The 13,124-nt window shown below is 68.3% G+C and carries 12 protein-coding genes; 6 read left to right on the top strand and 6 right to left on the bottom strand.

The genetic code is table 11. The annotated features are described in order from the left end of the window. Positions 1 to 4 precede the first annotated feature (4 nt). From AC1RM6_RS24740 to AC1RM6_RS24755, 4 genes are all read right to left on the bottom strand, one after another. On the bottom strand, positions 5 to 2,533 hold the full coding sequence (locus AC1RM6_RS24740) for a circularly permuted type 2 ATP-grasp protein (protein ID WP_493106217.1): 2,529 nt from the start codon (positions 2,531 to 2,533) through the stop codon (positions 5 to 7). 5 nt (positions 2,534 to 2,538) lie between these two features. Further along, on the bottom strand, positions 2,539 to 5,871 hold the full coding sequence (locus AC1RM6_RS24745) for a transglutaminase family protein (RefSeq protein WP_493106219.1): 3,333 nt from the start codon (positions 5,869 to 5,871) through the stop codon (positions 2,539 to 2,541). A 62-nt stretch (positions 5,872 to 5,933) separates the two neighbouring features. Then, positions 5,934 to 6,548, bottom strand: coding sequence for a LysE family translocator (locus AC1RM6_RS24750; RefSeq protein ID WP_493106221.1), 615 nt, complete (start codon positions 6,546 to 6,548; stop codon positions 5,934 to 5,936). Then, positions 6,545 to 6,694, bottom strand: coding sequence for a hypothetical protein (locus AC1RM6_RS24755; protein WP_493106223.1), 150 nt, complete (start codon positions 6,692 to 6,694; stop codon positions 6,545 to 6,547). The genes AC1RM6_RS24750 and AC1RM6_RS24755 overlap by 4 nt, the downstream gene beginning before the upstream one ends. A gap of 142 nt (positions 6,695 to 6,836) precedes the next feature. On the opposite strand from AC1RM6_RS24755, the gene AC1RM6_RS24760 reads away from it, so the two are divergent. Genes AC1RM6_RS24760 through AC1RM6_RS24775 form a run of 4 tightly spaced genes read left to right on the top strand, consistent with a single transcriptional unit; the run spans position 6,837 to position 10,499 of the window. Further along, on the top strand, positions 6,837 to 8,201 hold the full coding sequence (locus tag AC1RM6_RS24760) for an aminotransferase-like domain-containing protein (protein WP_493106225.1): 1,365 nt from the start codon (positions 6,837 to 6,839) through the stop codon (positions 8,199 to 8,201). A gap of 8 nt (positions 8,202 to 8,209) precedes the next feature. Next, a complete protein-coding gene (pdxH, locus tag AC1RM6_RS24765) occupies positions 8,210 to 8,788 on the top strand; it encodes a pyridoxamine 5'-phosphate oxidase (protein WP_493106227.1) in 579 nt (192 codons plus the stop codon). Further along, on the top strand, positions 8,785 to 9,690 hold the full coding sequence (locus AC1RM6_RS24770) for a cation diffusion facilitator family transporter (RefSeq protein ID WP_493106228.1): 906 nt from the start codon (positions 8,785 to 8,787) through the stop codon (positions 9,688 to 9,690). Before pdxH ends, AC1RM6_RS24770 begins: the two co-directional genes overlap by 4 nt. Further along, positions 9,687 to 10,499, top strand: a complete 813-nt coding sequence (locus tag AC1RM6_RS24775) for a PhzF family phenazine biosynthesis protein (RefSeq protein ID WP_493106229.1) — start codon at positions 9,687 to 9,689, stop codon at positions 10,497 to 10,499. The genes AC1RM6_RS24770 and AC1RM6_RS24775 overlap by 4 nt, the downstream gene beginning before the upstream one ends. Here AC1RM6_RS24775 and AC1RM6_RS24780 read toward each other — a convergent pair. Both AC1RM6_RS24780 and mnmA read right to left on the bottom strand, forming a co-directional pair. Continuing rightward, positions 10,486 to 10,980, bottom strand: coding sequence for a PilZ domain-containing protein (locus tag AC1RM6_RS24780; RefSeq protein WP_493106231.1), 495 nt, complete (start codon positions 10,978 to 10,980; stop codon positions 10,486 to 10,488). The two genes, AC1RM6_RS24775 and AC1RM6_RS24780, sit on opposite strands and share 14 nt — an antisense overlap. Positions 10,981 to 11,118: 138 nt before the next feature. Then, positions 11,119 to 12,249, bottom strand: a complete 1,131-nt coding sequence (gene mnmA / locus AC1RM6_RS24785) for a tRNA 2-thiouridine(34) synthase MnmA (RefSeq protein ID WP_493106233.1) — start codon at positions 12,247 to 12,249, stop codon at positions 11,119 to 11,121. A gap of 127 nt (positions 12,250 to 12,376) precedes the next feature. On the opposite strand from mnmA, the gene AC1RM6_RS24790 reads away from it, so the two are divergent. Then, positions 12,377 to 12,649 carry a hypothetical protein gene (locus AC1RM6_RS24790; RefSeq protein ID WP_493106235.1) on the top strand — a complete coding sequence of 91 codons (273 nt, stop codon included), beginning with the start codon at positions 12,377 to 12,379 and terminating at the stop codon, positions 12,647 to 12,649. 120 nt (positions 12,650 to 12,769) lie between these two features. Then, the gene (gene sciP / locus AC1RM6_RS24795; RefSeq protein WP_493106237.1) at positions 12,770 to 13,069 is read left to right on the top strand and encodes a CtrA inhibitor SciP; all 300 of its coding nucleotides are present in this window, start codon (positions 12,770 to 12,772) and stop codon (positions 13,067 to 13,069) included. The last annotated feature ends 55 nt before the right edge of the window (positions 13,070 to 13,124 follow it).

Here is a 13,124-nt window from a genome sequence, read left to right on the forward strand (position 1 = left end):
GGTCTCAGGCCAGCGTCATGCCGGCGGCGCGCAGCGATTCGCTGCCCTGCAGGAAGAAGCGGACCGAGATCGCGTTGGACAGTTCGGCGAGCATATTCTCGATGCCGAGCACCGACTTGGTGTCGAGCGCCTCGGCCTGCGCCATGCGGATCGCCGCCTCGATCCGGATCGAGATCGAGACCTGCGCCTCGGCCATGCCGTCGTCGCGCAGGGTCGGCAGCTTTTCGAGATGCTCGCGGATCCGTTCGACCTGATAGGCGATCGAGCGCGGATTATAGGGGTCGAGCGCGATCAGATCGCGCACCGGCACCAGCGCCAGCCCGGCAAGATAGCGGGCACGATAGCTGATCTGGCTGTCGCACAGGTCGAGCAGCGTGGTCAGATCGTCGGCCGAAGCCTCGTTGCCGGCGAAGCTGCGCATCCAGCGGCACACCGTCATCGCGCGCTCGATCCGGCGGCCCATGTCGTGGAAGCGCCAGCCGGCGGTGCGGCCCATATTCTCGGCGGCGAGGCCGGCCAGCGCCGAGAAACGCTCCTGCATGTCGATCGCGCGGGCGAGCGTCGCCTCGGCATCGTCCGAGGTCGCGGCGGGCAGCGGCATGTCGACCAGCCGCCAGACATCGGCCGACAGCCGGTCGCGGGTGCCGCCGGCGATCGCCCGGGCATGGCTCATCAGGCATTTGACGCTGGCCGGACCGTCGCCGTCGAGCGCAAGCTGTGCGAGTTCGCGCAGGTCATGGGTCTCGCCGCCATGATAATCCTCGTCGTCCTCATCCTCTTCGGCCTCGAGCGAGGCAGCACCCGACGAGAGCAGCAGGCTGCCCAGCCGGTCGAGGGTGAGCGGGAACAAAGCGGCGCCGCCATCGGCGACGATGCTGCCGCCCAGCGTCGCGCGCACCAGCCGCAGCGTGGTCTCGCCGCGTTCGAGATAGCGGCCGAGCCAGTAGAGATTATCGGCGGCGCGGCTCGGCAAAGTGCCGGGGTTGCGGCGGATCGGCACCTCGATCGGCAGCAGGCTGACGCTTTCGACCGGCTTGCGGCCGACGATGCAGACGTCGGCCGAAAAGGCGCCGTCGCCCATCACCGTCGCGCGGACGTCCGAATCGTCGCCGACCCGGGCAAAGCCGCCCGGCATCACCGTCCACTGCCCCTGCCCGTCGCGCGCCGCGAACACCCGGATCGTGAACGGCCGCGGCACCAGCACGCCGTTCTGGACGGTCGGGGTGGTCGACAGGCGGATGACCTCCTGCCCGACATAATCCATCGGCCGGAGCGCCATGTCGGCGAGTAGCCGCGCGCGCTGTTCGGACGACAGCGACGCCCCCATCACCGCGCGTCCGCGGGGCAGCCCGGCGGGCCGTTCGCCGAACGCCGGAGCGATCAGCATCTCGTCGAGCCCGGCCTCGACCTCGGCGCGGGGCTTGTCCTGTCCGCACCACCAGGTGGCGATATTGGGCAGCAGCAGCGTCCGGCCGAGCAGCCGGCGCGACAGCGCCGGCAGGAAGGCCGCCATCGCATTGGCCTCGACCACGCCGGCGCCCGGCGCGTTGGCGATCACCGCCTGCCCCGCCGCCATCGCGTCCATCAGCCCGGGCACGCCGATCGCCGAGCCGGCGTCGAAGGTCAGCGGGTCGAGAAAGCGCGAGTCGATCCGGCGCCACAGCGCGTCGATCCGCTTCAATCCCTCGATCGTGCGCACGAACAGCCCGTCGTCGCGCACCGCGAGATCGCTGCCCTCGACCAGCAACAGGCCGAGATAGCGGGCGAGATGCGCCTGTTCGGGATAGCTCTGGTTGAAGCGTCCCGGGGTGAGCAGGCCGATGCGCGGTTCGGCGCGGCGGCAGACCGCCGACAAGCCTTCGCGGAACGACGAGAAGAAGGGCGCGAGCCGCTCGACGTGGAGCCGGGTCTGGAGCGAGCCCATGACGCGCGCCGAAGCGAGCCGGTTTTCGAGCGCATAGCCGGCGCCGACGGGGGCGCGGGCATGATCGTCGATCACCCGCCATTCGCCGCTGGGATCGCGGGCCAGATCGACCGCATAGATGTGGAGCCGGTAGCCGCCGGGCGGCTTGACCCCGATCTGCGAGCGCCAATAAGCGCGGCTGCCGGTGATCAGCGCGGCCGGGATCGCGCCCGCGGCGATCAGCTTTTGCTCGCCGAAGACATCGTCGAGCACACGTTCGAGCAGGTCGGCGCGTTGGGCGACCCCCTCGGCGATCCCGGTCCATTCGTCCTCGCCGATCAGCAGCGGCAGCGCCGACAGCGGCCAGGGCCGTTCCTGGCTTTCGCCCGGATAGCGGAAGGCGGTACCGAGTTCGCGGACCTGGCGCGCGACCCGCTGCTGCAGCATGTCGAGCCGGCCATCGGCGAGCTGGCCGATCCCGTCGAACAGATTGTGCCACCATTTCGCGCCGCGGCCGACATCGCCGCGCAGCGTGTCCGCCGTCCCCGCCTTGGCAATATAGGATTGCAGCCAGCCCTCGCCGAGGCTCGGCAATCCGGGCAGCATTTGCGCCATCATGTCCCCCTGCATGGCAGCTACAGATTCGGCGGCGCGCGAAGATCGAGAGTCATCGGGAATTCGCCTGGCCTCTCCATGATCGGCATGTCGACCTGCCCCGGCGTGTGTCCATGGTCCTGGAAACGCGCGCGGCGCCGTGCCTCTGCCTCGAGATCGTTTATCGGTACGTTATCATAGTTGCGACCGCCCGGATGCGCGACATGATAGACGCAGCCGCCGAGCGACCGCCCGTTCCATCGGTCGAGCAGGTCGAAGGTCAGCGGCGCGTCGGGATCGAGCAGCGGATGCATGCTGTTGGCGGGCTTCCACGCCTTGTAGCGGACCCCGCCGACCGCCTCGCCCGGGACCCCGGTCGGGGTCATCGGCACCGCGCGACCATTGACCGCGACGATGTGGCGGCCGGGCACCAGCCCCGACGCCTTGACCTGCAGCCGCTCGGTCGAGCTGTCGACATAGCGCACGGTGCCGCCGATCGCCCCGGTCTCACCGAGCACGTTCCAGGGTTCGAGCGCATGCGCGATCTCGAGGGTCACTCCGCCCGCCTCGACGGTGCCGTGGATCGGGAAGCGGAACTGGCGCTGCGCCTCGAACCAGGCTGGGTCGAAGGCATAGCCGGCATGGCGCAGGTCGTTCAGCACCTCCATGAAGTCGGCCCACACGAAATGCGGCAGCAGGAAGCGGTCGTGGAGGGTCGTGCCCCAGCGGACGAAGCCGCCCTTTTGCGGCTCGCGCCAGAACCAGGCGGTGAGCGCGCGGATCAGCAATTGCTGGGCGAGGCTCATCTTCGCCTCGGGCGGCATTTCGAACCCGCGAAATTCGAGCAGGCCGAGACGCCCGGTCGGCCCATCCGGCGAGAACATCTTGTCGATGCAGATCTCGGTGCGGTGGGTGTTGCCGGTGACGTCGACGAGCAGGTTGCGGAACAGCCGGTCGACCACCCAGGGCGCGGGCTGCGGCCCCTCACCGGGCGCCGGCACCTGCGCAAGCGCGATCTCGAGCTCGTACAACCCGTCATGGCGCGCTTCGTCGATGCGCGGCGCCTGGCTGGTCGGGCCGATCGTGAGACCCGAGAAGAGATAGCTCAGCGCCGGATGACGCTGCCAGTAGAGCACGAAGCTCTTGAGCATGTCGGGCCGGCGGATGAACGGCGAGTCGTTCACCGATTCGCCACCGAGCACGATATGGTTGCCGCCGCCGGTGCCGATCGCACGACCGTCGACCATGAACTTGTCGGCGGTGAGCCCGCATTCGCGGGCGAGGTCGTAGAGGCCGGTGGTGATGTCGACGGTTTCGGCCCAGCTCGACGCCGGGTGGACATTGACCTCGATCACGCCCGGATCGGGGGTGACCTTGAGCACCTGCAGCCGCGGATCGGGCGGCGGGCCATAGCCTTCGATGCGGACCGGGGTACGGGTGCGCTCGGCGGTCGCCTCGATCTCGGCGACCAGTTCGAGATAATCCTCGAGCCGTTCGGTCGGCGGCAGGAACACCGCGATATGGTCGCCGCGCGCCTCGGCAGTCATCGCGGTGCGCACCGCGCCCTCGATGATCTTCTGTTCCTGGCGCTCCTCGGGTGCGGCCGAGCCCGCCGCCATCGCCACCGCCTCCGAACGCTGCGGCGCGTCGGCCGCAATCGCTTCGGCGAAATCGGGCAGCGGACCGCGCGGTTCGGTGGTGTCCTGGACGTGGAGATAGGGATAGGCCGACGGCGGCACATAAGGCAGCGACCCGAGCGGCAGGCGATAGCCGATTGCGGCATCGCCCGGAGTCACGAACAGCTTGCCGCGCCGCACCTGCCAGCGCTCGGACCGCCAGCGTCGCCCGACCGGCGCCTGCCGGGTCTGCCAGCGCTGGATCGGCAGCACGAAACCGACCGGCTTGCTCAGTCCGCGCTCGAACGCGGTGACCATCCGGCTGCGCTGTTCGGGATCGTCGATCTTGGGATCGGTCGGGTCGACATTTTCGGGGAGCTGGGCTTCCTTGACCGCCCATTCGATCCCGTCCTCATAGGCCTCCTGGACCATGCCCTCGCCGACGCCGAGCCGATCGGCGATCCGATCGAGGAAAACCCCCGCCTCGGCATTGGTCACGGGCTCGCCGGTGTTCGCACCCGCGATCAGGCTGGCGTCGCGCCACACCGGCACGCCGTCGCGGCGCCAGTAGATAGAATAGCCCCAGCGCGGCAGGCTTTCGCCGGGATACCATTTGCCCTGGCCATGGTGGAGCATGCCGCCGGGCGCATAGCGATCGCGCAGCTTGCGGATCAACTTGTCGGCGAACAGCGCCTTGGTCGGGCCGACCGCATCGCCATTCCATTCGGGCGCCTCGGCATCCTCGAGCGCGACGAAGGTCGGCTCGCCGCCGGTGGTCAGCCGCACGTCCTGCGCGACCAGATCGGCATCGACCTTCTCGCCGAGCCGGTCGAGCGCTTCCCAGCGCGCGTCGGTGAACGGCTTGGTGATACGCACCGCCTCGGCGATCCGCTGGACGTCCATTTCAAAATGGAAATCGACATGGGCGGGTTCGAGCAGCGCGCCCTCGATCGGGGTCGCCGAGCGGAAATGCGGGGTCGCGGCGAGCGGGATATGCCCCTCGCCCGCGAACATCCCCGAGGTCGCGTCCATCGCGATCCAGCCGGCGCCGGGCACATAGACCTCGGCCCAGGCGTGGAGATCGCAGACGTCCTGCGAAACCCCCTTCGGTCCTTCGATCGGAATGATGTCGGGGGTGAGCTGGATCGAATAGCCCGACACGAAGCGCGCGGCGAAGCCGAGCCGGCGCGCGGCCTGGACCAGCAGCCAGGCCGAATCGCGGCAGCTGCCGGTACCGACCGCAAGCGTCTCCTCGGGCGTCTGGACGCCCGGCTCCATGCGGATGACATAGCCGACCCGCTGGTTGATCGCCACGTTGAGGTCGACGAGGAAATCGATCGTGCGCTTGCTGACCCCGCGGAACTGGTCGACGAACGCCTCGAACAGATCGCCCTGCGGCTCGATGTCGAAATAGGCGGCGAGGTCGGTACGCAGGTCGGGGGTATAGTCGAACGGCCGGGTCTCGGCATAATCCTCGACGAAGAAGTCGAACGGATTGACCACCACCATGTCGGCGATCAGGTCGACCGTGATCGAGAATTCGTTGGTCCGCTCGGGAAAGACGATCCGCGCCAGCCAGTTGCCGTGCGGATCCTGCTGCCAGTTGATGAAATGATTCTCGGGGGTGATCTTGAGCGAGTAATTCTCGACCTCGGTGCGGCTGTGCGCGGCTGGGCGCAGCCGGATGATCTGCGGCCCGAGCTGGACCGGACGGTCATAGCTATAGGCGGTCTTGTGGTGGAGCGCGGCCTGAATCATGCACAAACTGATGCAGCAAGGGGTTGTGCGGTGCAATAACGATTACCCGCACGACCGATCAATCATGCCCGCGCATGGACCAACTCGATCAGCCCGGGGAGCAGCGAACCCACCAGCAACGCCGCCATCACCAGGTTGAACGCGCGGAGCGCGCCGGGATCGTCGAGCTTGTGGCGCACCGCGACGCCGCCGCCGGCCCACAGCATGATGCACGGCAGGCCGCACAGAGCGAGCATCAGCGCGACGATCGAGACGTCGGCGGTGAGGGTCTCTGGCCGCGAGAAGCTGGTCGCGGCGCCGAGGCACATCGCCCAGGCCTTGGGATTGACCCACTGGAACGCCGCCGCGCCGAGGAACGACAAGGGTTTCGCGCGCGGGGTCGCCTCGCCGATCCGGGTCGAGGTCGCGATCCGCCAGGCAAGATAGAGGAGATAGGCGGTCGAGACGATGTGGAGCAGCGTGTAGAGCCAGGGCAGGCTGGCGATCAACCCCGACAGGCCGAAGCCGAGCAGCAGCACCATCACCACGCAGCCGATGCTGATCCCGAACAGATGCGGCAGCGTCCGGCGGAAACCGAAGGTCGCCCCCGACGACAGCAGCATCATGTTGTTCGGCCCCGGGGTCACCGTCGAGACGATGCAGAAGGAGGCGAGCGCGACGAGAACCTCGGCCTTCATCGCCCGAGCGCCCCCGCAAGCCGATATTCGGCACTGACGATGTCGCGCGACCGCGCCGCATATTCGCTGATCGCCGAGGCGGCCGTGACGATGGCGATGCCGCCCAGCACGAAGGTCGCGATCGCGGTCGTTTCGAATTTGCGCATGGCCGTTCTCCTTGAGGCCCGATGATATCGTCATGTGCCGACCGGTGTTGAAACCATCCGATTGACAGGCGCCGAATGTCCCGCCATTTGTCACAAGTCAAAATCAATATTGTCACAGTGACAATTAAGGAGACAATCGCGCATGTGGTCCCCCGAACCGATCGACGATGCCGATACGGTTTCGGGACGCCTGCTCAATGCGCTGCGCCGCGACATCGCCGAGGGGCGGCTGGCGCCGGGCGCGAAGCTGCCGCCGCACCGCGAGCTCGCGCACAAGCTCAAGATCGGGGTCGGCACCGTCACCACCGTCTATGCCGAGGCCGCGCGCCAGGGGCTGGTCACGGCGCAGGTCGGGCGCGGCAGTTTCGTCGCCGACGCCCCCGCCGCCCGGGACAGGAGCGGGCCGATCCTGCTCGGCCAGAATGTCCCGCCGCTGATCTTCGCGCAGCGCCGCTTCGCCGCCGCGCTCGCCAAGCTGCGCACCCGCGCCGACCTGCTCGACCAGCTCGATTATGCGCCGCCGGCCGGCCATGACCTCGACCGCCGGCTCGGCGCGCGCTGGATCGAGCGGACCAGCGCGATCGGGCGCGCCGATCCGGCGCGGCTGGTCGTCACCACCGGCGCGCAGCAGGCGATGACGCTGGCGTTCGACACGCTGTGCCGGCGCGGCGACACCATACTGACCGAGGCGGCGAGCTATTTCGGGGTGAAGTCGATCGCCGAGATCGGCGGCTATCGGGTCCGCGGGGTGGCGATGGACGAACAAGGGCTCCTGCCCGAGGCGCTCGACCGCGCCGCCGACGACGGCGCACGGGTGCTCTACACGCTGCCGACGCTGCAGAACCCGACCGGCCGGATCATGGGCGACCGGCGCCGCGCCGCCATCGCCGAGGTCGCGCGCCGCCGCGGGCTGTGGGTCGTCGAGGACGATCTCTATTCGGCGTTCGCGCTCGGCACCGCACCGCCGCCGCTCGCCGCCTACGCCCCCGAGCGGGTCTTCTACATCAACGGCACCTCCAAGGCGCTCGCCCCGGGCCTGCGCACCGGCTATCTGATCGTCCCCGACGCCGAGCGTCTCGACCATGTGCTGCGGCTGATCCGGGCGCGCATCTATGCGCCCGCGTCGATGGGGGCGCGGATCGCCAGCCAGTGGATCGAGGACGGATCGGCCGACGAGATCGTCGCCGAAGTGCTGGCCGAGATGGCGGCACGCAACGCGCTGGCGATGGCGCAGATCGGCCATGCGGTCGAACCGCCGCAGGATCCGCGCTGCCCGCATTTGTGGATGCCGATGGCCGAACTCGATGCCGAGCGCTTCGCGGCGCGGGCGATGCGCGCCGGGGTCGAACTGACCGTGCCGTCGGCGCCGCTGGTCGACGCCGGGCTGATCTCGGGGGTGCGGATCTGCCTGGGCACCCCGGCCGACCGGGCGACGCTGGCCCAGGCGATCGACCGAATCGCCGCGGTGTTCGACGAACGCTCCGCGCATGTCGCGGCCGTGGTATAGGCGCGCGCATGAGCAACGATCCCCTCCCCATCTTCGAAGCCTGGTTCGCCGAAGCGCGCGCCAGCGAAATCAACGATTCCAATGCGATGGCACTGGCCACCGTCGGCGCGGACGGCCAGCCGTCGCTGCGCATGGTGCTGCTGAAGGGCCATGATGCGCGCGGCTTCGTCTTCTATACCAATCTCGAGGGTCGCAAGGCGGGCGAGCTGTTCGGCCAGCCCAGGGCGGCACTGCTGTTCCACTGGAAATCGCTGCGCCGGCAGGTACGGATCGAAGGCCCGGTGAGCCAGGTCAGCGACGCCGAGGGCGACGCCTATTTCGCGACCCGCAGCCGCGATTCGCAGCTCGGCGCCTGGGCATCGGACCAGTCGCGCCCGCTCGACAGTCGCGCGACCTTCGAGGCGCGCTTCCATGCGATGGAGGCTCGCTTCGCCGGCGGCGAGGTGCCGCGGCCGCCGCACTGGTCGGGCTTCCGCGTCGCCCCCGAGCGGATCGAGCTGTGGCAGGACCGCGAACATCGTCTGCACGAGCGCCGGCTGTTCACCCGCACCGCCGACGGCTGGACCGAAGGCCTGCTCTACCCGTGACGCCCGCAGCGCCCCCGACGAGTCTCAACGTCCGCGCGGGGCTTGCCTCGGTCATGGTCGCGACGACCCTGATCGCGCTCAAGCTCTACGCGCTTTGGGACACCGGTTCGGTGGCGATGCTCGGGTCGCTCGCCGACAGCGCGCTCGACCTCGTCGCGTCGCTGGCGACCTTGTGGGGGGTGCATATCGCCAGCCAGCCCGCCGATCGCCAGCACCGCTTCGGCCATGGCAAGGCCGAAGCGATCGCGGCGCTGTTCCAGATCGTGCTGATCAGCCTGTCGGCGTTCGGGATCGCCGAGCAGGCGATCGAGCAATATGTTTCGCGAACGCCCATCGCCGCTGCCGAATCGGGGATCATCGTCTCGATCGTGGCGCTGGCGCTGACCTTCGCACTGATCGTCTATCAGCGCCGGATCATCGCCCGGACCGGATCGGTCGCGATCCGCACCGACCATGTCCATTATCAGAGCGACCTGCTGGTCAACGCCGCGGTGATCGCGGCGCTGCTGCTCGATCATGTGATGGGGCTGACCGGCGCCGATCCGCTGTTCGGGATCGGCATCGCGCTGTGGCTGCTGTTCGGCGCCTGGCGCGCGTCGGGCGACGCGATCGACCAGTTGATGGACAAGGAATGGCCCGAGGAGCGGCGCCGCGCCTTCCTGCAGGCGGCGAGCCAGCATCCCGAACTCAGCGGCATCCATGAGCTGCGGACCCGCACCTCGGGCGGGACCGATTTCGTCCAGTTCCATGTCTGGGTCGATCCGACGATGACGGTCGGCGAGGCCCACCGCGCGATGGACGAGCTCGAGGAGCGGCTGATGGCCGAATTCCCCGGCACCGAGATCATCATCCACCCCGAACCGACCGGACAATTCGATCCGGCCAAGGAAATGCGCGCATGATCATCCCATTCACCCAGGTCGACGCCTTCGCCAGCGGCCCGTTCGCGGGCAATCCGGCGGCGGTGATGCCGCTTGACGCGTGGCTCGACGATGCGACGCTGCAGGCGATCGCCGCCGAGAACAACCTGGCCGAGACCGCGTTCATCGTGCCCTGGGCGGGCGAAGACGCCGATCATGAGCTGCGCTGGTTCACCCCTACCGTCGAGGTCAAGCTGTGCGGCCATGCGACGCTGGCGTCGGGCCATGTCCTGCTGTCGGCCGATCCGGCGCGCGAGCGGGTGCGCTTCATGACCCGCCACGCGGGCGTGCTCGAGGTCGCGCGCGATGCGGGTGGCTATAAGCTGGCGCTCCCAGCCTGGCGGACCGAGCCGGCGACGCTTCCCGACGGCCTTGTCGCCGGGATGGGCGGCGCGCCGGTCGAGACGCGCTGGCGCGACGGCGGCTATGCGGTACTGGTCTATGCCGATGCCGCGGCGATCCGCGCGCTCGATCCCGATTTCCGGGCGCTGAAGGCGCTGGGCGACCTGCTGCTGATCGCGACCGCCCCCGGTGGTGGTGAAGGGGGCGACGAGACCGACATCATCAGCCGCTGCTTCGTGCCGGGCGGCGGCATCGACGAGGATCCGGTGACCGGATCGGCGCATTGCCTGCTGACGACCTATTGGGCCGAGCGGCTGGGCCGCGACAGCTTCACCGCCTACCAGGCGTCGGCGCGCGGGGGTTATCTGAACTGTACGCTGGCCGGCGACCGGGCGGTGCTCGGCGGCGCCTGCGTGACGGTGATCGAGGGCGGGTTCAGACTGGGGTGATCGACAGGATCTCGGCGCCCTGCCCGCCGATCCGCACAGCGAGCGAAAATTCGATCCCGGCCGGGACGATGTCGATCGAGTGAAGCGGCGCCGGCTTGACCGCGAACGGCATCTCCTGGTCGAACAGGCCCGGGAAATCGTCGCGGAAGCTGGTGTTGCTCATCACCGCCTTGCGCAGTTCGGCCTGCGACAGCGGTTCGACGAAGCGGCAGCCGATCCGGCCGAATCCGATCCAGATCACCTCGGCCTCACGCCACCCGACCAGCGGGACCTCGACCGTCACCTGCTCGCCGACCTGAAGAACCCCCGAAGAGCTCGCCGCCATGCCGGTGTCGGACAGGTCGTGGACGGTGACATGGTTGATCATGTCGCCGACCGAGGTCGTGCTGTCGAAGGTGAAGCTGATGTCCGCCTTGAGTCGCGTCGAGAAACGGACCGCGGCCCGGGTGCCCTCACGCCTGTCGATACCACCATAGGGCATTTGCTACGGATCCCAATCGAGTCAGAGCCAATCACGCCAACATGAGGACGCCAACAACCATCGCCGTAACGAGTTCCGTAGTAATACCTATTTTTCGGCAGATTTCCAACGATTTTACAATGTTATAACAATGCAAACCTATGCGGCGACCTCAGCCGCCTGCTCGGAGGCGACGGTTTCGGCGATCCAGCCGCCGCCGAGCACCCGGTCCCCGGCATAGAGCACCGCCGCCTGCCCCGGCGCGACGCCATATTCGGGCGCGTCGAAATGGACCGCGCGCCCGTCGAAATGCGCGGGCACCGGCTTGGCCAGCGAGCGGACCTTGGCGGTCACCGGCCCGCGATGGTCGCCGCCGATCCAGTTGAGATCGTCGAGCACCGCCGCCTGCACCGCGAGCGCGCGGCGCGGGCCGACGACCAGCCGCTTGTCCGCCGGATCGAGCCGGACGACATAGAGCGGCTCGGGGCTGCCACCGATCTCGATGCCGCGGCGCTGGCCGACGGTGAAGTGGATCAGCCCCTTGTGGCGGCCGAGCACCCGGCCCTCGAGGTCGACGATGTCGCCTTCGTCGGCGGCCTCGGGGCGCAACTTGCGGACGATCTTGGCATAATCGCCGTCGGGCACGAAGCAGATGTCCTGGCTGTCGGGCTTGGCGGCGACGCCGAGCGCGACCTCGGCGGCGATCTCGCGCACCCGCGGCTTGGGCATGCCGCCGAGCGGGAAGCGCAGATAATCGAGCTGATCCTGGGTGGTCGCGAACAGGAAATAGCTCTGGTCGCGCGCCGGATCGGCGGCGCGGTGGAGCTGGGCGCGGCCATCGTCGCCGATCACCCGGCGGACATAATGGCCGGTGGCGAGGCAATCGGCGCCGAGATCGCGCGCGATCCCGAACAGGTCGGTGAACTTGACCCCCTGGTTGCAGCGCACGCACGGGATCGGGGTGCGGCCGGCGGCATATTCGTCGGCGAAATTCTGGATCACCGAGTCGCGGAAGCGGCTTTCATAGTCGAACACATAATGGGCGATGCCGAGCCGATCGGCGACCGCGCGGGCATCGCGGATGTCCTGGCCGGCGCAGCAGCTGCCGGTGCGACCGACCGCGGCGCCATGATCGTAGAGTTGCAGGGTGACGCCGATCGTCTCGGCGCCGCTGCGCGCGGCGAGCGCCGCCACCACCGAGCTGTCGACCCCGCCCGACATCGCGACGACGATACGCTTGCCCCGCAGATCGCTTTCGGGGGCGTTTCCCAGCTGAAAATCGGCTTCCATGCGCGGCCCCATAGCAGGCTGAGCGCCGATCGGCCAAATTCGCCGTCATCCTTTTGTCGCATCACGCTAAAGTTTCGCCGTCACCGCCCGTTCCTTGGCTTGGGTCGCCAACGGAGTCGCAGCCGGCATGAAAGAGAATTTTTCCAGCTTCGACCTCGCCGGCGCCACGCCGGTCGCGGTCCCGCTGGATTTTTCGCTTTTGTGCATGCTGCTCGCCCGTGCCCAGGCACAGTCGCCAACCGCCCGCATCGCGGCGGAGCCTGAGGCACGATCCGCGGGCGACAATCCGCGGGTCGAAAACGCCATCATCGTCTTCCGCAACGAAGACGGGCGCGATCGGGCGACCAGTGCGATGGGTGGCAGCTTTCACGCCGGCGCCGCCGGCCATGTTTCCGAATGAACGGCCGTAAACGATTATGACACACGCATTTACCTTGGATTTTGAACCTTCCTTGAGGGGCACGCCGCCAATGTCGGGTCAGGGGAACACTAAGGTCTTCGGACCGCGTAGAGGTTGCGTATGATTGAGAACCAGAAGATCCGTCCGGCCCAGGTCATCGGCCCGTTGGGAGAACCGCTCACCATCGCTTCGCTGCCGCCCGCCGGCACCACCCGCTGGGTGGTCCGCCGCAAGGCGGAGGTGGTCGCAGCCGTCAGCGGCGGTCTGCTCACCATCGACGAAGTCTGCGATCGCTATGCGCTGACGATGGAGGAGTTCGCCTCGTGGCAGCGCGCGGTCGAACGTTCGGGCATGCCCGGCCTGCGCGTCACCCGGATCCAGCATTATAAATCGCTGTACGAGCGCCAGCAGAAATATTGATCGCACGGGCGCCCGAAACGCCAGAAATTTGCCGGCCCGCCTTCCCCCACGAAGG

The sequence above is a fragment of the Rhizorhabdus sp. GW822-FHT03C02 genome (assembly GCF_058801765.1).